Consider the following 22,622-nt stretch of genomic DNA (forward strand, 5'->3'; position numbering starts at 1 on the left):
AGCCGCGCACGGATCAGATCAAGGGGCGTTGGGACTTGCGGTTCTCCTCGTAGCGGGCGCGGGCCTGGGTCGTGGAGTCCAGGGTGGAGACCTCGGCTACTGGGACGTCCCACCAGGCCTCGCTGTCCGGGGAGCCGGTGGAGGTGTCGGTCTCCACGTGGACGACCGTCGTGTGGGCGCTGTCGCGGGCCTTGACCAGGGCCGTGCGGAACTCCTCGGCGGTCGTCGCGCGCAGGACGTCGGCGCCGAGCGCGGCGGCGTTCGCGGCCAGGTCGCCGGGCAGCTCGAACCGGGTGCCGAGCCGCTGCGCGCCGACCGACTCCGACAGGTTGCCGATCGAGGCGAAGCCGTGGTTCTGCACCAGGACGACGACCAGCTTGATCCCGTCCGCGACGGCGGTGACGAGCTCCTGGGCCATCATCAGGTACGAGCCGTCGCCGACCATGACGAAGACCTCGCGGTCGGGCGCCGCGAGCTTCACCCCGAGCCCTCCGGCGATCTCGTAGCCCATGCAGGAGTAGCCGTACTCCACGTGGTAGCCCTTGGGGTCGCGTGTCCGCCACAGCTTGTGCAGGTCGCCCGGCATCGACCCGGCGGCGCACACCACGACGTCGCGCGGGCCGCTGATCTCGTTGACGATGCCGATGATCTCCGGCTGGACGGGGAGCGCCCCGCCGGACGGCGCGTAGGCCCGGTCGACCGCCTCGTTCCAGCGGGCGACGCGTTCGGCGATCTCGTCCCGGTAGGACGCGGCGACCGTGTGCCCGGCCATCGCCGAACGGAGGGCCTCCAGCCCCGCGCGCGCGTCGGCGGTCAGCGGCAGGCCCGCGTGCTTCACGGCGTCCGGCACCGCGACGTTGAGGTTGACGAAGCGGACGCCCGGACGGGCGAACACGCTGCGGGAGCCGGTGGTGAAGTCGCTGTAGCGCGTGCCGACGCCCAGCACGACGTCGGCCTCGCGCGCCAGGGCGTTGGCGGCGGTGGTCCCGGTCGCGCCGATCGCGCCCACCGAGGCCGGGTGGTCCCAGGCCAGCGTCCCCTTGCCCGCCTGGGTCTCGGCCACCGGGATGCCGGTGGCCTCGGCGAACGCCCGCAGCGCCTCGGTCGCACGCGAGTAGATGGCCCCGCCGCCCGCGACGATGAGCGGACGCTCGGCGCCGCGCAGCAGCGCGGCGGCCTCCTCGACCAGAGCGGGCTCGGGCACCGGGCGGGCGACCCTCCAGACCCGCTCGGCGAACAGCTCCACCGGCCAGTCGTGCGCCTCGGCCTGGACGTCCTGCGGCAGCGCGAGCGTGACCGCGCCGGTCTCGGCCGGATCGGTCAGCACGCGCATCGCGGCGAGCAGCGCGCTCGGGAGCTGCTCGGGCCGGTTGATCCGGTCCCAGAAGCGCGAGACCGGCTTGAAGCAGTCGTTGACCGAGACGTCGTAGGAGCGCGGGTCCTCCAGCTCCTGGAGGACGGGGTTGGCCACCCGGGTGGCGAAGACGTCGCCCGGCAGGAGCAGCACGGGGATGCGGTTGATGGTCGCGAGGGCGGCGCCGGTGACCATGTTGGTCGCGCCCGGCCCGACCGAGGTCGTGCAGGCGAACGCGCGGAGCCGGTCGTGCGTGCGCGCGTAGCCGACCGCCGCGTGCACCATCGCCTGCTCGTTGCGCGCCGCCCGGTAGGGCAGCTCGTCGCCGTACTCCAGCAGCGCCTGCCCGAGGCCCGCCACGTTGCCGTGGCCGAAGATGCCGAAGCACCCGGCGAAGAACCGCTGCCGCTCGCCGTCCCGTTCGGTCCACTGGTTCGCCAGGAAGCGGACGACCGCCTGCCCGACGGTCAGCCGCACGGTCTCGGTCATCGTTCCCCCTCGGGTCCGGCGGCCGAGCTCATCGGCAGCCTCGGGTCGGCGGGCAGGTCCGCCCAGGTGCCGCGGATCCAGGTGTGCGCCGGGTCGTCGCAGATCTTCCAGGCGCGTTCCTCGCCCGGTCCCGCCATCACGTTCAGGTAGTAGAGGTCGTGGCCGGGCACCGCCATCGAGGGCCCGTGCCATCCATGCGGGATCAGCACGACATCCCCGGTGCGGACCTCCTCCAGCACCTCGGTGGTGCCGTAGACCCGCTGGTATCCCATGCCCGCCCCGCCGTGCGGGGCGTCGGCGACCTCGAAGTAGTAGATCTCCTCCAGGACCGACTCGTCCTCGGTGTGCTCGTCGTGCTTGTGCGGCGGGTAGGACGACCAGTTGCCGCCCGGCGTCAGCACCTCGCACGCGATCAGCCGGTCGGCCTCGAACGCCTCGGGCGTGCAGAAGTTGTTCACCTGGCGGCTCATCTGCCCGGCGCCGCGCAGCTCCACCGGCACCTTCCCCGCGGGCCCGTAGCGGGGGGCGAGCCGCCGCTCACAGCGCGCGGACGGCAGCGCGAACCGTCCGCCGTCCTTGGACCACAGGACGATCGACGCGTCGCGCGGCGCGTACGCGAAGTCGGTGACGCGGGAGAAGACGTCGGGACGGCCCTGGAGCTCGAACGTCACGGCGATCTCGTCGGCCGGGACGCCGATCGTCGCCACGCACGATCCGGCGAGCGGGAGCACGAGCGTCTCCGACTCCCCCGTCTCCAGCGTGACCTCCTCCCCCGCGTCGAGCGTCACCACGCGCAGGCCGGAGTACTCCCAGCCCGCGCTCTGGGGTGTGACCTCCATGGACACCTCTCCGTTCACAGCAGCGCCACCGCGGCGTCGACGGCGCCCGCGACGTCGTCGCCGGGCGGGTAGAGCATGGACCTGCCGAGGACCAGTCCGCGCACCGTCGGCAGGTCGAGGGCCGCCTTCCAGCCTGCCAGCGTGGCCTCGGAGTCGTCGGACACCTCGCCGCCCAGCAGCAGGGCGGGCAGCGTCGAGGACTCCATGACCTCCTCCATCCGGTCGACCACGGGCACCTTCAGCCAGGTGTGGGCGGACGTGGCGCCGAGCCCGGACGCGATCGAGATGACCTTGGTCATCGCCTCGGGGGTGAGCACGTTCGTGATCTTCCCGCCTTCGCCCCGCGTGGACAGGAACGGCTCCACCATCGCCGGGAGCCCTCGTGCCGCGAGTTCGGTGACCGCGTTCGCGCAGTTCTCCAGCGTCGGGGCGGTCGCCGGGTCGTCGAGGTCGACGCGCAGCAGCATCTTGCCGCCGTCCAGGCCCGCGGCGTCGATCGCGGACGCGGTGTAGGCGGTGAACCGGTCGTCGATCTCGAACGACGCCCCGGCCAGGCCGCCCCGGTTCATCGACCCGATCGCGTACCTGCCGTCCAGCTCCCCCAGCAGGAGGAGCTCCTCCATGATGTCCGGGGTGGCCAGCACGCCGTGGACGCCCGGCCGGGCGAGCCCGACGCAGATCCGCTCCAGCAGGTCGCGGCGGTTGCCCATGGCCTGCGGGTCGGTCCCGGCGCGCAGCGCCCCGCGCGCCGGATGGTCGGCCGCGATGATCATCAGCTTGCCCGCGGCGCCGAGCGGGGCGGCGGGCCGCGCGCGGCGGGCGGCGGCCTCGGCGATCGCGCCGGGCCGGGCGGCCCGGGTCTCGACCAGCTCCGCGTGGCGTTCGGCGAACGTGCGGGTGCTCAAACCGTGCTCTCCTTGTCGTTGGCCGCGTCGTTCGCGGCGGTCGCGGCCAGTAGGCGTTCGACCTCGCCGGAGTCGGGCATCGCGTCCGCGCAGGCGAGCCGCGACGCGACGATCGCCCCGGCGGCCCCGGCGAAGCGGACGATCCGCTCGAGGTCCCAGCCGCGCAGCAGGCCATGGCAGACGGCGCCGCCGAAGGCGTCGCCCGCGCCGAGGCCGTTCACCACCTCCACCGGCGTCGGCGGGACCTCGACGATCCCGTCCGCCGACGCCGCGAGCGTGCCGCGCGGCCCCTGCTTGACGATCGCGACGGACACGCCGCGGTCCAGCAGCGCGCGGGCGGCGGCGTGCGGCTCGCGCTCGCCGACGGCGACCTCGCACTCCTCCAGGTTGCCGACCGCCACGGTCGTGTGCTCCAGCGCGCGGGCGACCAGGTCCTTGGCCTCCTCGGGCGACTCCCAGAACATCGGCCGCCAGTCCAGGTCCAGGACGGTCGTCCCGGGGTGCGCGGCGAGCGCGGTCAGCGTCGCCTCGCGGCTCGGCTCCTGGGACAGGCCGGTCACCGTCGCCCAGAAGATCCGGGCGGCGGCGATGGCGTCGAGGTCGAGCTCCTCCGGACGAATCTCCAGGTCGGGCGCCTTGGGATACCGGTAGAAGTAGAGCGGGAAGTCGTCGGGCGGGAAGATCTCGCAGAACGCCAGCGGCGTCGGCAGGCCGGGGACGCCGGTGACGAACCGGTCGTCCACCCCGTACTCCGCGAGCTTGCGGTGAATGAACCGGCCGAACGGGTCCTCACCGGTCCGGGTGATCACGGCCGTCCGGTTGCCGTGGCGAGCCGCCGCGACCGCGACGTTGGTCGGGCTGCCGCCGAGGAACTTTCCGAACGACTCGACGTCCTCAAGACCGACGCCGGTCTGGAGCGGGTAGAGGTCCACGCTCACCCGGCCCATGGTGATGAGGTCGAAGGTCACGGCGTCCTCCCGAGGAAGGCCAGACTCGTGCGCACGTCGCGGCGCGGACCCGCGTCCGGTGCGGGCTCGGCCTCCAGGATGGTGTCCTGTTCGAGGACGTACCAGCCCGCGTAACCGGCGCCTTCGAGCGCGGCGACGATGCCCGCGATGTCGATGTCGCCCTGGCCGAGCGGACGGTAGATGCCGTCACGGACCGCCTCGGTGTAGGTCGCGCGTCCCGCCTGGACGCTCCCGGCCAGCTCCGCGTCGACGTCCTTGAGGTGCACGTGGGAGATCCGCGCGGCGGCCGAGCGGGCCAGCGCCAGCGGGTCGGTGCCGCCGATCAGCAGGTGCCCGGTGTCCAGGCAGAGCGGGATGTGCGACCCCGCCAGCACCCGGTCGACCTCCTCGCGCCGCTCGACGACCGTGCCGACGTGCGGGTGCAGGGTCGCCCGGTGGCCGCGCTCGGCGGCGAGCACCGCGGCGCGGTCGAGGTTGCGGAACAGCGCCTTCCAGTTCTCGTCGTCCAGGACGGGCCGCTCGTCGTAGCCGTCCAGCCCGGTGACGGCGGCCAGGACCGCCGTGGCGCCCGGGTCGCCGAACGAGTCGAGCGCGCGCGCCAGCTCCGGCATCGGGTCAAGGCCCGGGTCGTGGAGCACCAGGGGGACGAAGCCGCCGACGGGCGCCAGCCCGTAGGAGCCCAGCAGCGCGGACCGGTCGCGCGGATCGGAGGGCAGGAAGCCGTCCGGGCCGAACTCGGTCGCGCTGATCCCGAGGTCGCGCATCTCGGCCAGCACCCGCCCGGCCTCCATCTGGTGGCCCCAGCCGGGGACCTCGCAGACGCCCCACGAGATGGGGGCGGCGGCGACCCGTCCGGCCGCGATCTCGATGCTCATCGGCGTACCTCCTCGATCGTCACGGTGCGCCGCTCGCGGCGGGAGATCTCGCATGCCTCGGCGACGTAGAACGCCTCCAGGCTCTCCTCGGGCGGGCACGGGCTCACGCCGCCGCCCTTGACCATGTCGGCGAAGGCGCGCAGTTCGGCCGCGTACGCCTCGGCGAACCGTTCGAGGAACCCGCCGTGCGCCGGGCCCGAGGGACGGAAGCCGTCGCCGGCCGGGGCCAGCGGGGTCCGGTCGTCCAGTCCGGCGACGACGCCGGCGATCGAGCCGAGCACCTCCAGCCGCACGTCGTAGCCGGCGGCGTTGTACCGGGTCGCGGAGACGACGGCGATCGTGCCGTCGTCGAGCATGAGCGTCGCCGAGCCGGTGTCGACGTCGCCGGCCTCGGCGAACGCCCCCGCTCCGTGATTCGCGCCGGTCGCGGTCACCTCGGTGACCGCGCGTCCGGTGACGAACCGCACGGCGTCGAAGTCGTGGACCGAGCAGTCCCGGAAGAGACCTCCGGAGGTCGGGATGTACTCGTCCGGCGGCGGAACGCGGTCGAGCGTCATCGAGCGCACGGTGTGCACCCAGCCGAGACGCCCGGAGCGCACGGCGTCGCGCGCGGCGACGTGGCCCGGGTCGAAGCGCCGCTGGAAGCCGATCTGCACCGGCACCTCGGAGCCGCGCAGCGCGGTCAGTGTTTGGATCGTTCCATCGAGGTCCGCCGCGAGCGGCTTCTCGACGAAGACCGGCAGCCCGGCCTCGACCGCCCTGATCACCAGGGCGGCGTGCGCGGAGGTCGGCGTGGCGACCACCATGGCGTCCAGGCCGGACGAGAACAGCTCGTCCACCCCGCCCGCGGCCTCGACGCCGAGCTTGCCGGCGACCTCCCGGGCGCGCCCGGCGTCCGCGTCGGCGATGACGACCTCATCGGCCAGATCCCTCAACGTCTCGGCGTGCGCGGCTCCGATCCGTCCCGCTCCCGCCAGTCCGACCCTCATGTGGCTGCGCCTCCCGTTCGCCTCGTACGCGCCTGCCGCATGCCATCGCCGGCGCCTTCGTCAACATGATCGAGTCTCATGGAACGCTCCAAGAGCTGTCAATAGTTTGTCCTGACATAAGGACTTCAAGGCCAAGCTATGAGCCGTCCGCTATCCTCCTCACGTGCAAGGACCCACCGTGACGCTCGATCGGGGCAGCCCGGTCCCGCTCTATTTCCAGGTCGCCCAGCAGCTCGAGGCCGCGATCCGCGCGGGCGAGCTGCCGCCGGGCGCCCGCCTCGAGAACGAACTCGACCTGGCGGCGCGCTACCGGCTCTCCCGGCCGACCGTCCGGCAGGCGATCCAGCACCTGGTCGACAAGGGCCTGCTGGTCCGCAAGAGGGGCGTCGGGACGCAGGTGGTCCAGTCCCAGGTGCGGCGGCCGATCGAGCTGTCCAGCCTCTATGACGACCTCACCGCCGACGGGCGCGAACCCCGCACGCGGGTCCTGGACCTCGAGACCGTCCCCGCCGACGCGGAGGCGGCCGAGCAGCTCGGCCTGGCGGCGGGAGCGGACGTGCTGCGGATACGCAGGCTGCGCCTCACCGGTGGCGAGCCTCTCGCGCTGATGACCAACGTCGTCCCCCTCCGGCTGATCGACGTCACCGCAGCCCATCTGGAGGCCCACGGCCTGTACGAGACGTTCCGCGGCGCGGGGATCAACCTGCGGATCGCCCACCAGACCATCGGCGCGCGCGCCGCGACCGCCGCCGAGGCCCGGCTGCTGGACGAGCGCCGGGGAACCCCCCTGCTCACCATGACCCGGACGGCCTTCGACGACAAGGGGATCGCCGTGGAGTACGGCACCCACGTCTACCGGGCCGACCGCTACTCGTTCTCCCACACGCTCGTGGGCAAGTAGTCCCACGCTCGTGGGCAAGTAGTCCGCCGCGGCTCCCGTGACGCCCGCGACGGGCGGGCGCCGCGGGCGCCACGGGAACCGCGGCCGTCACGCATACCGCGGCCGTCGGGCGAACCGCGGTCGCCGGTCCGGGCCTTCCCCCGGTCCGGCGACCGCGGCGTCATGTCAGCCGGTCACATCTCAGCCGGTCAGCTGCACGGCGCTGCTCGCCGTGCCTCCCTTCTGGGCCTCGAAGGCGACGGTCAGCGAGCCGCTCGCGCCCGGAACCGTCACCGTCTGGACACCCGCCCGGCCGATGACGACCTTCTTGGTTCCGAGCACCTTGCCGTCCCACACGTGGACGTTCGCCGTGCCCGGACCGGTCGCCAGCAGCTTGAAGGTGACCGAGCCGCCCGAGACCTCCGGCTTGCCCACGATCCGCGCGGTGTCGTCGGCGGGAGCGGCGGCGGTCGCCGCCAGCGGGACGCCGGTGCGCACCGACTGGAGGATCGACTCCGGCGAGTTCACCGACGTGGCCGCGTCGGTCGGCATGACCGGCGGAGGCGGCGTGGTCGGCAGCCCCGCGGGCGGGGTGTAGCCCGGCAGGGAGGTCAGGGTCCACCGGTACGGGTCGCCCTGCACGCCGCCCCAGGTCGACCAGCCGATACGGGTCTGGCCGGTCTTGTCCTGGGTGTCGGAGTCGTACACGAAGATGTTCAGGCCCATCCGCGCCGGGTCCACGGCGGTCGGGAGGTCCTTGAACGGGATCTTCGCCTCGATCGTGTAGCCGTCGTAGGGCTTGTTCACGACCGACGCGACCTGCATGCCGGGGGCGGTCTCCGCGCCGGTGCCCTGGTGGGCGTCGGCGTCCCGCTCGAAGCAGGGCTTGCCGTCCGACATCTGCGGGAAGATCCCCGTCTTGAACGTGGTGGAGGTGTTCTCGGAGTCGCCGCGCGGGTCGATCGCGATCTCGACCGAGTCCGAACGCCAGTGACGCTTGCAGTCATCGGCTCCGAGGATCGTGCCCTGCTTGTCGTCGCGGACCTTGACCAGCACGTTCAGCGCGTCGTCGGTCCAGGAGACCTTGCCGGTCGCCGAGCAGTCGGCGGCCGAGTCGCAGGCCGAGCCCTCCCACAGGCGGGACAGGTCGATCTCCTGGCCCGGGTACTCGCCGTCCGACTCCTTGCCGTCGATCGCCGGAGCGGTCGTCGCCTTGGACAGCTGCGCGGTCGGGACGAGCTCGAGCCCGCCCTTCTGCACGTCGGCCGCACCCGAGGAGGGGGTCGTGGTGACGGTGAGGTCGTAGTCGCCGCCGGTACCGCCCTGGTTGGAGGTCGGCAGGGAGGCGTCGGTGTTGGTGACGGTGAAGGTCGCCGCGCCCTTGGCCCCGGCCGCCAGCGTGAACGGCTTGGAGTCCTCGTCGGCCGAGAAGCCCTTCGGCAGGCCCAGCCTCACCGTGCCCGACTGCGCGGACGAGGTGGTGTTGGACAGGTCGATCCGCACCTTGCGCGACTTGCCGGACGCGAGCGTGAGCACGCGCTTCATCCGGCCCGTGAGCGCGGGCACGCCGTTCTTGCCGGCCCAGGCGTCGAAGTCCGCTACGCGCGGCAGCGGCTCCTGCAGCCCGGTGACGGGCGGCTGGACCTCGACCATCGAGACGGTCTGCCCCGAGGCGGTACCGGCCGTGAGCTTCGCGGCGATCTGCACGCGTCCGGTCGTGGCGCCCGCCGGGGGCGTCACGGTGAACGTGGTGGTGCTCTCCCCGGCCGAGACCGTGCCGAGCGAGCCCGAGCCTGTCACGTTCCAACCCGACGGAACCGTGAGCGCCGCCTTGGCGCCCTGCAGTTCGCGCGGGGACGAGGCGTGCGCGGTCACCTTGAACGCGCGCCCGGCGCCGACCCCGAAGTCGCTCGTCAGGTAGAACCGGCTGCCGAGCGGAAGCCCGCCCCTGGCCGGGAACACCGCGCCCTCGAGCATCGCCGTCGGGCCGGTGTTGCCCAGCGTGAACGGCACCCGGCCGTGGATCTGCGTGAAGAAGTCACAACCGATCTTGGACGGGTCCGCCGGGACGTCGGGGAAGCCGCCCCAGCCCTGGCTCACGTACATCCGCTGCGCCTCGCGCTCGACCTGCGCCCAGGGCTTGCCGCCGTTGCGTGTGGAGGCACGGCCTCCCCACACGCCGTAGGACAGCGTGGCGGGACTGTTCGTGGTCGGGTTGGCGGTACAGGTCTCTCCGGTGGGGCCGGAGGCTCCTCCCGTGCTGAACAGCCGGCCCGGCGACCAGGTCTTCAGCCTCTCCCCGCTGAGCTGCGAGGGGAAGGCCTTGGGGTCGGCCGCCGCGAAGTACGCCTCGGTCGCCAGGCGCGCCGCCTGCTGGTGGTTGCCGTGCTGGCCGGGCAGCGGCGCGGGCTCCATGGTCACGATGACCTTGGGCCGCGTCTCGCGCACGAGCCGTACGACCTTCTCCAGCGAGGCGTCGTGCCCCCACGTGTCGTCGGTCAGCGGAGCGCTCACCGTGTAGAAGAAGTCGACCTTGTCGAGATAGTGGATGTCGGTGACGCCGGCCTTGCCGACCGCGCGCCGCTCCTCGCTCTCACGGAGCAGGCCGAGCGGCGGGCCTTCCTCGTTGCCTGCGGCGTTGCCGCCGCCCTCACCGCGGGTGACGGTGAGGACGCCGGTCCGCGCCTTGTCGAACTCGTTCCATTGCCCCAGGGTCGACAGCGTGCCGGCCTCGTCGTCGGGATGAGCCCCGACGAAGAGCACGTCCAGTTGTCCCTTGTCGGGCCGTGCCGGTGCCGCCGCGTGCGCGGGCGCGCTGACCAGCGTGACCGCCGATGCGGCCAGGGCCGCGGTCAGGACGGCGGGCAGGGTGAGTCTGTGCAAACCAACTCTCCTTTTCGTTCCCTACTCCTTGATGGCCCCCGAGAGCATTCCTGCGATGAACTGACGTTGCAGGAAGACATAAACGGCGATGACGGGCGCCGCGATGATCAGCGCTCCCGCCATCAGCAGCGGGTAGTCGGTCTTGTGCGCGCCCTGGAAGAAGGACAGCCCGAGGGGCGCGGTGCGCAGCCCCTCGTCGGAGTTGACGATCACCAGGGGCAGCAGGAACTCGTTCCAGGTCCACATGCTGGTCAGCAGCACCATGGTGAGGATCGCGGGCTTGCCGACCGGGACCAGCACCCGCCAGAGCGTGGTCCAGCTGGACGCGCCGTCGATCCGGGCGGCCTCGAGCAGCGACGGCGGGACGCTGCGGAAGAAGGCGCGCATCCAGAACGTGCCGAACGCCACCGACATCGCCACCTGCGGCAGGATCAGCCCCGCGTAGCTGTTGTCCAGGCCCGCCGACCGCAGGTCGAAGTACAGCGGGACCACGATGGTCTCGGTGGGGATGGTGAGTCCGGCCAGGAACAGCAGGAACAGCACCGAGGCGCCGCGGAACCGCATGGTGCCGAGCGCGAACCCGGCCATGATCGACAGGACCCCGGAGACGACCACCGTGACCGAGGTGACGATCACGCTGTTGCGCAGGTAGGTGGCGAAGTGCCCGTCGCGCCACGCCGTGGAGAACGTGCTGACGTCCAGGCCCGGCAGCTGGAGGGCCTTCACCGCCACGCCGAGCATCGGGAACAGCGCGATGACCGCGAAGAGCGTCAGGATCGCGTGGTTGAAGATCAGCTCGCGCCGCGAACTCATGCGCCCTTCCCTTCCACCAGGCGTCCGATGGCCGTCGTGGCGGCGAACAGCAGCACCGCCATGGTGATGCCGATCGCGCAGCCGAGGCCGACCTCGCCGGTGTTGAACGTGCGGTTGTAGACCTCGTACGCGGGCACCTTGGTGGCGTTGCCCGGGCCTCCGCCGGTGGCCATGTAGATGAGGTCGAAGTTGCGGATGGACATGGTCGTGGTCAGCGTCAGCGCCACCGCGAGCTCGCGGCGCAGGCCCGGCAGCGTGACCGCGAAGAACTCGCGGACGGGGCCCGCCCCGTCCATGCGCGCGGCCTCGTACAGCTCACGCGGGATCCTCTGCACGCCCGCCATGAACAGCACGAACGCGAGGCCGATCTCGACCCAGGTGCCGACCAGCCCGACGGCCGGGAGCGCGAAGGTGAAGTCCCCCAGCCAGCCGTGCCGCCAGTCGGGCAGCCCGAGGTCGTGCAGCCAGCCGAGCACGGTGTTGACCGGGCCGTCGGCGGAGTAGACCCACTGCCAGGCCACGGCCACCGCGACCATCGCGATGACCTGCGGCAGGAACAGCACCGTGCGGAAGAACGTCATGCCGCGGATCTTCGTCCGCGACATCGCGGCCACCAGCACGAACGCGATGCAGCACGGCAGGATCGAGTAGAAGACGACCAGGATCAGCAGGTGGCCGAACGAGCCGCGCAGCGCCGGGTCGGTCCAGGTGGTGGTGTAGTTGGAGAGCCCGGCCCAGGTCGCGGTGCCGAGCCCGTCCCAGTTGTAGAACGAGAACTGGACGCCGCGCGCCAGCGGCCAGAGCAGGAACGCCCCGTACACCAGCAGCGCGGGCAGGGCGTACAGCCAGCCGATGTTGCGGGACTCGCCTGGGGCGCGGGTCCTCACCCGGCCCCCCGCCCGGCGTTCGGCGCGGGTGCCGGGCGGCTTCTCCCCGGTCTTGCGGGACTTCTGCCGCTCGACGGTCGTCATGGGCGGACTCCTTGGCTCTGCCGGTCGATCCTGATCTCGCCGCCGGGGCGCCGGTGTGGCTGTTCCGGGCGCCCCGGCGGCGAAGCCGCTCGTTACTTCTTCTTCTGGAAGGCGGTGGCGTCGTCCTGCGCCGCCTTCATGACGTCCTCGGCGGACTTCCTGCCGGCGACCAGCTCCTGCAGCGGACCGCCGAACCCGTCGGTGAACGTGGGCGAGGTGTAGTCGTTGTAGGGGGTGGTGCCGTCGTTCTTGCTCAGCTCGGCCCAGGCCGTCGACACCTCCTTCATCAGCGGCAGCGACGGCTGCTTGGTCGGCGCGGCGAGCACGGGCAGGTTCCCGGTCTCGACGGAGACGTCCATGGCCTCGGGCGAGGTGATGAAGTTGATGTAGGCCGCCGCCACGTCGGCGTGCTTGGACTTGGCGGTGATCGACCACGGCAGGCTCTCGCCGCCCATGGTCGCGGTCGGCTGACCGGCCTGGGCGGCCGGCGGCAGGACGAAGCCGACCTTCTCCTTCATGCGGTCGGCGAGGTCGGGGGCCCACCAGGTGCCGCCGAACATGAACACGCCCTCACCCTTCGCGAAGTCGACGGGGGTGTCGTCCCACTTGCGCGAGTTGGGGTCCTTGGTGAGGTAGCCCTGCTTGGCCCAGTCGGAGAGCTTCTTCGCGGCCTGGACGTTCGGCCCGTCGGTCCAGGAACCGCCCTTGCCGAAGACGAGATCGCGGACCGCCTGCTTGTCGGTCAGGCCGTCCTGGATGATGCCGTACAGCTGCATGGCGGGCAGCTTCTCCAGGTTGTTGAACGCGATCGGGAGCTCGCCCTTGCTCTTGGCGGTGGCGAGGGCCTGGTCGAACTCCGCCCAGGTCTTGGGCGGCTGGATGCCGAGCTTGGCGAGCTTCTCCTTGTTGTAGTACAGGCCGACGATCTCACCGTTCAGCGAGACGCCGTAGAGGTTGCCCGACCCGATGAGCTTGCCGTCCGGGGTGACGCTGTTCAGGTCCATCAGGCCCTTCGGGTAGCGCTTCTTCCACCCGTAGACCTGGTCGTAGGAGTCCAGCGGGAGCAGCATCCCCGCCCTCACATACTGGGCCATGTTGGCGTAGCCCTGGTTGGCCTCGACGACGTCGGGCGGGTTGCTGCCCGACAGCGCCAGCCGCAGCGTCTTCTGCAGGTCGGTGAACGACCGCGACACCCGGTTGATCTTCACGTTCGGGTACTTGGCCATGAACTGCTTGTTGAGCGTGTCGACCTGCTGCTTCAGCCCGCCCTGGACCTCCTGGTCCCAGACGGTGAGGGTGACGTTGCCGGCCTTGGCCACGTCGGTGCTGATGGCGCTCGGCGCCTTGTTCGCGGGCTTGTCGTTGGACGAGCCCGGAGCGCACGCGGCGGCGAACGTCATCGCGAGGGCCGCGGCCGTCGCGACCGCCCCCCGTGTCAATCGTGTCGGCATTTCAGCGGCTCCTTCCTGTGGTTCTGGTTCTGGTTCTGTGGTGCGGTGCTTCTGTGGTGCGGTACTGCGGTACTGCGGTGGTGCTGTGCAATTGTGGTGCTGTGCGAGTTCTGTGGTGCTCTGGGGTGCCCTGTAGTGCCGTGCGGTGTCCGATGCCGGGTCAGAACGGCTGCACGGGGTCGGCCCGGAGCGTCGGCTGGGCCCGGACGACGTTCTCGGTCGCCGGCTCGGGGAGGAAGTCCACCACGAAGGCGTACGGTTCGAGCGCGGCCTCGGGGATCTCGCCCGATTCGCCGAAGGCGGCGATCTCCCCCCAGCAGGGCGCTCCCAGCGACCCGCTGCGGTGCCGGACCGACAGGCCCGCGCAGAGGTTGGCGAACTTCAGCCGTTCGGGCAGCGCGAGGCCCGCCAGCGTCCCGAACATGAACCCGGCCCCGAAGACGTCGCCCGCGCCGGTCGCGTCGAGCGCCTCGACGGGCAGCGCCGTGGTCTCGGCGACCTCGCCCGTCCGGGAGTCGATCGCGATCGCGCCGTCCCCGCCGCGCTTCACGACGACCACCGGCACCCGCTCGGACAGCGCGCGGGCGGCCTCCTCGGGCGAGCCGGTGCGCGTGTAGGCCATCGCCTCGACGGCGTTCGGCAGGAACACGTCCACGTCCCGCAGCCGGTCCAGCACCTCGCTCGACCAGGTCCCGGTCGCGTCCCAGCCGAGGTCGGCGAAGACGAGCGCGCCCCTGCTCCGCATCTCCTTCGCCCAGTCGGGGACGGGGCGGTCGATGTCGATGAAGCAGGCCCGCGCGTTCGGCGTCGCCTCGCCCGCGGCGCCCGCGGCGTTCTCCGGGACGGGCCGCTCGTAGGTGACCATGCTCCGGTCGGAGTCGTAGGCCAGCGAGACCGTGACGGGCGTCGGCCACTCGGTGACCCGCTGCGACCAGGCGAGGTCGACGCCCTCCTGCTCGGAGAGCGTGCGCCACAGGTAGTTGCCGAACAGGTCGTCGCCGAACGGCGCGGCCAGGCCGACGCGCAGGCCGAGCCTGCTCATCGCCACGGCCATGTTGGCGATGCCGCCGGGCGCCGAGCCGAGTCCCTCGGTGAACAGCTCGGTGCCGGGGGGCGGCAGCCCGGGCAGCCCGGTGAAGATCATGTCCATGAAGACCTGGCCGCTCAGGAAGACGTCCAGGTCGGGCGCCTCCCCGGTGTCACGCCGTCCGTCCGCGCGGCGGAGCAGCGCGCCGCCGAGGTCACGCTCGGCGCACGGGTCCGCGAGCGACGGCTCCGGCGGACGGCCGGCGACCGTCTGCCCAGGGGTCTCCTGGGCGGACTCCGCCTGCGTGGTCCCGTTCAGGGTGGCTGCTGTCATGACGCCTCCTCTCGTGGGGGTCGGGTTGATGACGAACCAACTTGGTCCGAATGTCAGGACATTCTTCGGTCGAGTGAGATCGGGGCCGGTCAGGGGTGTGGTTCGGTCAGAGGACGGCTACCAGCAGGGACACGGCCGACTCCTGCCGGGAGATGTCCGCGCGGTCGAACGGCCCGGACCAGCTCAGTCCGTACCGGTCACGTCCGTCGCGTCCGTGGGTGTACAGGGAGGTCGCCTGCCTGCGCAGATAGTCGCGGTAGGGATGACCGGGCAGGACCCGGTCGAGCTCGGCGAGGTTGCGGGCGAAGATCCCCTTGAACGACGCCTGGTCGGCGTTGCACGTGCCCGCCGCCTCGCAGGGCTCGGTGAGGATCCCGCCCGGCGACAGCTTCGGGCTGTTCACGACGGCGTCGGCGATGCGGCGCGCCGCGACCAGCAGGGAACGGTCGTGGGTCGCCTTGTAGAGCTCGCTGAGCCCGCCGAGGACGACGCCCTGGTTGTAGGTCCAGGTCGTCCCGCCGTTGTTGGCGCACCCGCCGGACTGCGTGGCCAGGCCGTCGTTGACCAGGTTCTCGCCGTTGATCATGCCGCTGCGCTGGAACCACGTCCACGCCTCGCGGGCCCGCGCCAGGTAGACGCGGTCACCGGGGATGCGGTTGTGGAGCGACGCGAGCAGCGAGAAGTAGAGCTCCAGGCTGATCGCGTTCTTGTAGCTCTTGCCGGGGATGTCCCACCAGACGCCGCCGCCGCAGGTGTCGTCCCAGTACTCGCGGATGTAGGCCTCGTCGAGCTTGGCGATGTCGAGGTACCGGCCGTCGCGGGTGAGGTCGTACATCCGGACCATCGCGAGCGCCCACCAGCCGGTGTCGTCGGTGGAGTCGGCGCGGAACTCGCCGCCGCCCTCCGGCCACCAGGGCAGGGGCTTGCGCTGCTGGGTGATGGTGTTCTTCACCGCGTCCATGAGACGGCGGTCGCCGGTCTTGTCCATGTAGTCGAGCAGTGCCTGGAGGGCGTTGCCCGACTGCCACCACGGGGCGTCCGGATCCCAGCGGCCCGACTCGCGGTCGTAGAAGCGCATCATCGCGTCCACGGCCGCGCTCGCCCGCGCCCGGTCCTGGCGCGGGGAACCCTGCCGGGCCTCGGCCTGGGCCGGGACGACGCCGACGAGCAGCGTCATCACGAGCCCGGCGGCCAGCACGCCGAGCGTCCGGGACCGACATCGGCCGGTCATGTCGTCGGCCCCTTCGCGAAGACCGCGGCCACCTCGGGAATGCGGTCGATGTAGCCGTTCAGCAACTGGCGTCCCACCGAGGCCGAGTCGACCAGGGGGTGCAGCGCGAACGCCTTGGCGGCGTCGGCGCGCGAGCCGTTGCGGGCGGCGCTGATGATCAGCCGTTCGACGGCCTTGACCTGCTGCATGAGCCCGGTCTGGTGAAGGTCGGGCTGGGCGAGCGACAGCGGGTGCACGCCGTTCGCGTCGACCATGACGGGCACCTCGACGACCGCGTCGCCGGGCAGCGCCGTGACGGTCGAGCCGTTGCCCACGTTGAGGATCATCTGGGCGCGCTCGTTGCGGCTGATCGCGTTCATCACGCTCAGCGCGACCCCGGCGTAGCCCTGGTCGACCGGGTCGACGCCGGAGTGGTCCTCCAGCTCCTCGCCGGCGCTCGCGCCCTTCACCTCGGCCATGTAGCTGGCGCTGCGCGAGGCCACGGTCTCGCGCCACGTCTCCAGGGCGGCGCCGCCGGACGCGCCCGCGATCCGCTCGTAGAACGCGGCCTGCTGCTTGGCCAGGTACTCGCCGCGGGTCTGCGGCGCGTCCAGGGTGGCCCGCACCGCCTCGCGGTTGAAGTAGTAGTAGTACAGGTACTCGTTCGGGATGACGCCGAGGTCGCGCAGCCACTCGTTCCCGAAGACCACGCCCTCCTCCAGCGACCCGAGCACGTCGTCGTCGGCGAGCAGCGCGGGCATGATGTCGACGCCGTCGTGCAGGATCCGGCGCATCCAGCCGAGGTGGTTCAGTCCCACGTAGTCGAGCTGGATGCGGGCGGGGTCGAGGCCGAACGCCGCGGCCACGCGGGTGCCGAGTCCGGACGGGGTGTCGCAGATCCCCATCACGCGGTCGCCGAGCACGTCCCGCATCGCCTCGGTGATCATCCCGGCCGGGTTGGTGAAGTTGATGACGTAGGCGTCCGGCGCCAGCTCCTTCACCCGCCGCGCGATGTCGAGCATCACCGGGATCGTGCGCAGCCCGTAGGCCAGGCCGCCGGGGCCGGTGGTCTCCTGGCCGAGGACGTTCAGGTCGAGCGCGACGCGCTCGTCGCAGACCCGCCCGGCGAGCCCGCCGACCCGGATGGCGGCGAAGACGAAGTCCGCGCCTTCCAGGGCCTTGTCGAGCCCGGTGCTGGTGAACACCCGGGGCGCGTCGTCCACGCCGTCGGCGAGCGTCGCGAGCACGGCCGCCATGCCCTCGAGGCGCCCGGCGTCGGAGTCCTGCAGCCAGACCTCTTCGATGCGCGGGGAGCCTTGGTCGCGCAACAGGGCCTGGTACACGTACGGAACCCGGAACCCACCGCCGCCAAGAATGGCCAGCTTCATGCGATGATCACCTTTCCACCCGCCTGGCGGCAGAGCTCGAGAGTCTGGGGATCGGCACCGGCGGTCGTGATCAGCGTGTCGAGCTGCTCGACGGAGCAGACGCGCAGCGACCCGGTGCCGGGGAACTTGGTCTCGGACGCCACCAGCACGACCCGGTCGGCGGCCTCGATCATCGCCCGCTTGATCTGGGTCTCCACCTCCATGTCGTCCACGACATGTCCGTTGGAGCGCACCCCGGTGCAGCTGAGGAACACCAGGTCGGCGCTGACCTGCCGGAGCGCGGACTCGGTGAGCGACCCGACGAGCGAGAGGTAGTTGCGCCGCACCACGCCGCCCACCAGCACCAGCCGGACGGCGGGGTCGTCGCGCAGTTCGTCGAACACCGCCAGGTTGGCGGTGATGACGGTGACCGGACGGCCGCGCAGGTGACGGGCGATGAGCCGGGTGCTGGTGCCTATGTCGAGCACGACGACCATGTCGTCCTCGACGAGCTCCGCGGCCCGGCGGGCCACCGCCTCCTTGCCCTCGCTGTCGCGCTCGGCCGAGGCGGCGAAGGAGATCTCCGCCTGCGCCGCCTGCTGCGGCGAGGGCGCGGCCCCGCCGTAGGTCCGCACGAGCTCGCCGTTCCGGTCCAGCACGTCGAGATCACGACGGATCGTCGACTCGCTCACCTTGAGGCTCTCGGCCAGTTCCCTGACCGAGGCCGCCCCCTTCGTGCGGACCGACGAAACGATCTGCGCACGGCGCTTGCTCGATGTCACGCAGGTGAACGTAACACCCGTGCGTGATGTCAGTCACCAGCTGGGAAGAAGTTGCTCAAAGTCTGTCATCGCTCCTCCTGACGTGCCAAGACTCTGTCAAGCCGCCCCGGAGTCAGGCGCCCGCGTTAACTTCGGGAACGTTCCAAGACACACGCTGTTCACCGCCGCGCAAGAGATCACCCCACCCCGTCCCCGCCTCGGCGTCGCATTTGTCAGCACCGCCCGTCAAATCGCGCCCTGAGGTCGCCGAAAGTCAAGACACCGGGAAGGGGTGTCAGTTGACGGACCTGGTGAGACGAGCGCGCCACGCAGCGTCCCGGCGGGCGTGGCACGTCACGTCGGCGAAGCCGCGAAGGACGTGGCGGAGCACGCGAACCGACCGCGCGCCGACGCCGGGGACGGCTGAAGGCAGGGTGGCGTGCTCGACATGCACCACACCCCGGCGGCGGCGGGCGGGCGACCGGGCGGCGGGCGGTGACGGCTCAGCGTTGCACCGCACACCGGCGGCGGTGGTCGGTGTTCACCGGAGTGGTCGGCTGCTCCATCACGACGTCGTCGAGACCCGTCCGCTGTGGCTTCGGCGCGGGGTCGGGCTTGGGGAGCGACGACCGGTGGCCCCCTGTGGGGCGTCTGCGTTTGCGCAGGTCAGGGGGCGGTGATCTGTAGGGCGGGCGGGACTCGAACCCGCGACCCAGGGATTATGAGTCCCCTGCTCTGACCGGCTGAGCTACCGCCCCTTGAGCGACCCCCGTGATGGTGGATGTCCTGGGGGCGTGCCGGGGGTCATCTTAGCGGGGGGAGGTGGGCGGGGCCACTGTAGTTCTCTCGGGTGGGGGCGAATCATACCTTGTGCCGAGTGACGCGCTCGGTGACCGGTCGGTAGGGTCCGGGCTATGTCCAAGGTTGTTCGGCGGTTGGTGATCGTGGTGCTCGCCCTGCTCGTGGCAGGGGGATGCAAGGGGGGTGGCGGCTCCAAGGAGGCCACCGCCGACTTCGACGCCGGGCAGGTGGTGAAGCGGTCGGCGGACGCCATGGGGAAGGTGACCAGCGTCGGGGTGACGCTGAGGACCGAGGGCGATCCCGGGCTGATGGTGCACGGCGGTGATCTGAAGCTGCTGAGGAACGGGGACGGCGAGGGGACCGTCCAGCTGTCCCAGTCCGGGGCGACCGGGGAGATGCAGCTGGTCTCGGTGGGCGACTCGGTGTACATCAAGGGCGTGACCGGCAAGAACTGGCGGAAGGTGCCGAAGGTCCTCGCCGGGACGATGTACGACACGTCCGCGGTGCTCGACCCGGACCGGGGCGTGGCGAAGATGCTGACGTCGATCGCGAACCCGAAGGCGCAGGCCGAGGAGAAGGTCGCGGGCAAGGACTGCTACCGGGTCGGCGGGACGCTGTCCAACGCGTCCATCGGGAAGATCGTGCCGGGGGTGGACGGCGACCTGGCCGGTCAGCTGTGGATCGACAAGGCGTCGAACCGGCTCGTCCGGGTGAAGGGGACGATGCCCAAGGGCGGCTCGGCGACGATCGACTTCACCGAGTACGACCAGCCGTACAAGATCAGCGCGCCGCAGTGACCGTGACGGCCGAGGCCCCGGTGCGCGCGGAGGGCCGCCGCCGCACCGCGATCGGGGTCGGCGCGACGGTGGTGCTGCTGGCCTCGCTGGACGCCTACGTGATCTCCACCGTGCTGGTCACGATCGTGAACGACCTGGGCGTCCCGGTGAACCGGCTGGAGCGGATCACCCCGGTGATCACCGGGTTCCTGCTCGGGTACGTGGCGGCGATGCCGCTGCTCGGGCAGCTGTCGGACCGGTTCGGGCGGCGGGCCGTCCTCCAGGCGTGCCTGCTGCTGTTCGCGGTCGGCTCGCTGGTCACGGCGGTCGCCGGGAAGTGGCCGACGCACCTGGAGGGCACGGACGCGGTCTGGGCGCTGACGTCCGGACGGGTCGTCCAGGGTGTCGCGGGCGGCGCGCTGCTGCCGGTGACGATGGCGCTCGCCGGAGACCTGTGGCCGGAGCGGAACCGGTCGGTCGTGCTCGGCGCGGTCGGGGCGGCGCAGGAACTCGGGAGCGTCCTCGGACCGTTGTACGGGGTGGGGATCGCGGCGGCGCTGGGGTGGCGGGCGATCTTCTGGATCAACGTGCCGCTGACCCTGGTGGCGATGGTCGCGGTGCACTTCTCGGTACCGGGCGGGCGGCCCCGTGACCGGGCGCAGGGCGTCGACGTGGTGGGCGGCGTCCTGATGGCGCTCGGGCTCGGGCTGCTGGTCGTGGGCCTGTACAACCCGGATCCGCAGCATTCGGCGCTGCCGCCGTGGGGGTGGGCGCTGCTCCCGGCGGGGCTGGTGGCGCTGGTCGTGTTCGTCCTGTGGGAGATCAGGGCGCGGACGCGGCTGTTCGACCTGTCCGGCGTCCGGCGCGGTCCGCTGCTGGCGACGCTGGGCGTGAGCCTGCTCTCCGGGGCCGCGCTGATGGTGACGCTCGTGGACGTCGTGCTGATGGCGCGCACGCTCCTCGGCAAGGACGACGTGGGCGGCGCGCTCCTGCTGACGCGTTTCCTGGTGGCGCTGCCGGTCGCGGCCGTGTTCGGCGGGTGGCTCGCGCATCGCTTCGGCGAGCGCCGGCCGATGGTCGCCGGAATGGTGGTCGCGGCGGCCGGGTTCGCCCTGATCGCGTCCTGGCCCCTGGACGTCGTGGACGCGTCGTACGGCCCCCTCCCCCGCGTGGACACCGACCTGGTCGTGACCGGCGTCGGCCTCGGCCTCGTGATCGCGCCGGTGTCGTCGGCGGTGCTCCGGTTCGTCCCGGCGGCGCGGCACGGCGTGGCGTCGGCCGCGGTGGTCGTGGCGCGGATGATGGGGATGCTGCTCGGCATCGCGGCGCTGTCCGGGTGGGGTTTCTACCGGTTCGGGGTGCTGACCGCGCACCTGGAGATGCCGCTGCCGTTCGACGAGGGCTTCACGAAGAAGTTCGCGGCGTACAAGGTCGCGGTGAAGCAGGCCCTGCACACCGAGTACACGGAGACCTTCTGGATCACCGCGGGCCTCTGCCTCCTCGGCGCCCTCGTCGCCCTCGCCGTCCGCCCCACCCGCGAAGCCGTCCGCCCCGCAGCCGAAGACATCCACCTCGCGCCCGAAGCGGAGTGACCCCCGCAGGGAAGCGCCCGGCGCGCGGGCGCGCGGGGCTTGTTCTGGTGTGCGGCGAGGCGGAGTGAACTGGAACACAGTCGCGCGCGTCGAAATCAGTAGTCATGTGACAAGGCGCCGCCGAACGTCACGTTCATCGCGTCCGATCCCTTGACATGGTGATCGCCGCGGTGCGAGGTTGACGCGAGGTCGCCCGAGTGACCGCTTGGTCATGACGGTGTCCCCGACGGCGCCCGGTCACAGGGCGACCGCGTCCGCGCACCGTGGGGAGACGTGATGGACCCTCTCATGGAGTCCGAGCCCGCCGTGGGGTCCCAGTCGTGGCCCCGCGTGGAGTCGCGGCCCGGCACGACCGTGCGGGCGCGGCTGACGGCGCGCGGGCTGCGGCTGACGGTCGGGCCGCTGCTGTCGATGTGGCCGCTGTCCAAGCACGGGCTGCGTCCGGCGGTCGCGATCGACCTGGCCGCGCCGCTGGCGCTTCCGACGCCACGCTGGGCGGACGTCGAGTCCGTGCCGTTCGGGGAGTTCCACGGCGAGTGGGTGCGCGCGCCGCACGCCGCGTCCGACCGGGCGGTGCTGTACTTCCACGGCGGCGGGTTCTTCTCGTGCGGGCTGCGGACGCACCGCCGGATGATCGCGCGGATCGCGGCGGCGTCGGGCGCGCCCGTCCTGTCCGTCGCGTACCGCCAGCTCCCGGCCGCGCCGCTCGCGGTGTCCGTGGAGGACGCGGTGACGGCCTACCGGTGGCTGCTCGACCAGGGTTACTCCGCCGACCGGATCGTCGTCGCGGGCGACTCGGCGGGCGGGTTCCTCACGTTCGCCGCGACGCTGCGCGCGATGGCGGACGGCCTGCCGCGTCCGGCCGCGCTCGTCGCGCTCGCGCCGCTCACCGACCTCGACGACACCGCGAAGCTGGAGCACGCCAACGCCCAGCTGGACGCCTACCTCCCGGCGCGCCGGGTCCGCCGCCTCGCGTCGCTGCTCACCGAGAACGCCGGTCCGCTGGACCCGGCCGTGTCCCCGGTGAACGGCGAGCTCGGCGGCCTGCCGCCCACGCTGATCCAGGTCAGCTCCAGCGAGATGCTGTACCCGGACGCCGAGCTCATGGCCGAGCGCCTCACCGCCGCCGGAGTCCCCTGCCGCCTGCAGGTCTGGGAGAACCAGGTCCACGTGTTCCAGGTGTTCGCCGACCTCGTCCCCGAGGGCCTGGCCGCGCTCCACGAGGTGGGCGCGTTCGTCCGCGAGCACACCGAACCGCGCGCCGAGCAGTCCGGCTCCCGCCGCCGCGCCCGCACAGCCGCCGCCTGACGCCCGCCCGCCGCGCCGCCGGGCGGTTGG

18 protein-coding genes and 1 tRNA gene are annotated in these 22,622 nt (G+C 71.9%); 4 read left to right on the forward strand and 15 right to left on the reverse strand.

Annotation, left to right across the window (positions count from 1 at the left end):
* Positions 1-13: 13 nt before the first annotated feature.
* The 6 genes from iolD to P696_RS0107465 are packed head-to-tail and all read right to left on the reverse strand — an operon-like array spanning position 14 to position 6,419.
* Positions 14-1,843, reverse strand: a complete 1,830-nt coding sequence (gene iolD, locus P696_RS0107440; RefSeq protein ID WP_051467023.1) for a 3D-(3,5/4)-trihydroxycyclohexane-1,2-dione acylhydrolase (decyclizing) — start codon at positions 1,841-1,843, stop codon at positions 14-16.
* Positions 1,840-2,700, reverse strand: a complete 861-nt coding sequence (gene iolB / locus P696_RS43890; protein ID WP_034483391.1) for a 5-deoxy-glucuronate isomerase — start codon at positions 2,698-2,700, stop codon at positions 1,840-1,842. Before iolB ends, iolD begins: the two co-directional genes overlap by 4 nt.
* Positions 2,697-3,587, reverse strand: a complete 891-nt coding sequence (locus P696_RS0107450) for a Cgl0159 family (beta/alpha)8-fold protein (RefSeq protein WP_034483394.1) — start codon at positions 3,585-3,587, stop codon at positions 2,697-2,699. Before P696_RS0107450 ends, iolB begins: the two co-directional genes overlap by 4 nt.
* A complete protein-coding gene (gene iolC, locus P696_RS0107455; RefSeq protein WP_051467151.1) occupies positions 3,584-4,534 on the reverse strand; it encodes a 5-dehydro-2-deoxygluconokinase in 951 nt (316 codons plus the stop codon). Before iolC ends, P696_RS0107450 begins: the two co-directional genes overlap by 4 nt.
* A 17-nt stretch (positions 4,535-4,551) precedes the next feature.
* A complete protein-coding gene (locus P696_RS0107460; protein WP_026411845.1) occupies positions 4,552-5,430 on the reverse strand; it encodes a TIM barrel protein in 879 nt (292 codons plus the stop codon).
* On the reverse strand, positions 5,427-6,419 hold the full coding sequence (locus tag P696_RS0107465; RefSeq protein WP_026411846.1) for a Gfo/Idh/MocA family protein: 993 nt from the start codon (positions 6,417-6,419) through the stop codon (positions 5,427-5,429). The genes P696_RS0107460 and P696_RS0107465 overlap by 4 nt, the downstream gene beginning before the upstream one ends.
* Positions 6,420-6,597: 178 nt before the next feature.
* Between P696_RS0107465 and P696_RS0107470 the strand changes: the two genes are divergently transcribed.
* Positions 6,598-7,320: a GntR family transcriptional regulator gene (locus tag P696_RS0107470; RefSeq protein ID WP_170026339.1), complete on the forward strand. Its 723-nt coding sequence runs from the start codon at positions 6,598-6,600 to the stop codon at positions 7,318-7,320.
* A 180-nt stretch (positions 7,321-7,500) separates the two neighbouring features.
* Here the strand turns inward: P696_RS0107470 and P696_RS0107475 are convergent, their stop codons facing one another.
* The 9 genes from P696_RS0107475 to P696_RS0107515 all read right to left on the reverse strand — a co-directional run bounded on the left by P696_RS0107475 (position 7,501) and on the right by P696_RS0107515 (position 18,873).
* Positions 7,501-10,182: a sugar-binding protein gene (locus P696_RS0107475; protein ID WP_026411848.1), complete on the reverse strand. Its 2,682-nt coding sequence runs from the start codon at positions 10,180-10,182 to the stop codon at positions 7,501-7,503.
* A 21-nt stretch (positions 10,183-10,203) separates the two neighbouring features.
* Positions 10,204-10,995, reverse strand: coding sequence for a carbohydrate ABC transporter permease (locus tag P696_RS0107480; protein ID WP_026411849.1), 792 nt, complete (start codon positions 10,993-10,995; stop codon positions 10,204-10,206).
* Positions 10,992-11,966 (reverse strand): carbohydrate ABC transporter permease, encoded by a 975-nt coding sequence (locus P696_RS0107485; protein WP_084336938.1) that lies wholly within the window; start codon positions 11,964-11,966, stop codon positions 10,992-10,994. The genes P696_RS0107480 and P696_RS0107485 overlap by 4 nt, the downstream gene beginning before the upstream one ends.
* A gap of 92 nt (positions 11,967-12,058) precedes the next feature.
* A complete protein-coding gene (locus tag P696_RS43895; RefSeq protein WP_034483396.1) occupies positions 12,059-13,417 on the reverse strand; it encodes an extracellular solute-binding protein in 1,359 nt (452 codons plus the stop codon).
* Between the two features lie 160 nt (positions 13,418-13,577).
* Positions 13,578-14,777, reverse strand: a complete 1,200-nt coding sequence (locus P696_RS43900; RefSeq protein ID WP_084336940.1) for a carbohydrate kinase family protein — start codon at positions 14,775-14,777, stop codon at positions 13,578-13,580.
* A 106-nt stretch (positions 14,778-14,883) separates the two neighbouring features.
* Positions 14,884-16,008 carry a glycoside hydrolase family 76 protein gene (locus tag P696_RS0107500; RefSeq protein WP_026411851.1) on the reverse strand — a complete coding sequence of 375 codons (1,125 nt, stop codon included), beginning with the start codon at positions 16,006-16,008 and terminating at the stop codon, positions 14,884-14,886.
* Positions 16,005-17,375, reverse strand: coding sequence for a 6-phospho-beta-glucosidase (locus tag P696_RS0107505; protein ID WP_026411852.1), 1,371 nt, complete (start codon positions 17,373-17,375; stop codon positions 16,005-16,007). Before P696_RS0107505 ends, P696_RS0107500 begins: the two co-directional genes overlap by 4 nt.
* Positions 17,372-18,136, reverse strand: a complete 765-nt coding sequence (locus tag P696_RS0107510; RefSeq protein WP_026411853.1) for a DeoR/GlpR family DNA-binding transcription regulator — start codon at positions 18,134-18,136, stop codon at positions 17,372-17,374. Before P696_RS0107510 ends, P696_RS0107505 begins: the two co-directional genes overlap by 4 nt.
* Before the next feature lie 663 nt (positions 18,137-18,799).
* Positions 18,800-18,873 (reverse strand) — tRNA-Ile (locus P696_RS0107515).
* Positions 18,874-19,029: 156 nt separating this feature from the next.
* Here P696_RS0107515 and P696_RS0107520 point away from each other — a divergent pair.
* The 3 genes from P696_RS0107520 to P696_RS0107530 all read left to right on the forward strand — a co-directional run bounded on the left by P696_RS0107520 (position 19,030) and on the right by P696_RS0107530 (position 22,592).
* The gene (locus P696_RS0107520; protein WP_034483399.1) at positions 19,030-19,713 is read left to right on the forward strand and encodes an LppX_LprAFG lipoprotein; all 684 of its coding nucleotides are present in this window, start codon (positions 19,030-19,032) and stop codon (positions 19,711-19,713) included.
* Positions 19,710-21,284: an MFS transporter gene (locus P696_RS43905; RefSeq protein WP_245627548.1), complete on the forward strand. Its 1,575-nt coding sequence runs from the start codon at positions 19,710-19,712 to the stop codon at positions 21,282-21,284. Before P696_RS0107520 ends, P696_RS43905 begins: the two co-directional genes overlap by 4 nt.
* A 276-nt stretch (positions 21,285-21,560) precedes the next feature.
* Entirely contained in the window at positions 21,561-22,592 is a 1,032-nt protein-coding gene (locus tag P696_RS0107530; protein WP_245627549.1) for an alpha/beta hydrolase, read from the forward strand.
* Positions 22,593-22,622: the final 30 nt, after the last annotated feature.

The organism is Actinomadura oligospora ATCC 43269, from assembly GCF_000518265.1.
GTDB lineage: Bacteria > Actinomycetota > Actinomycetes > Streptosporangiales > Streptosporangiaceae > Spirillospora > Spirillospora oligospora.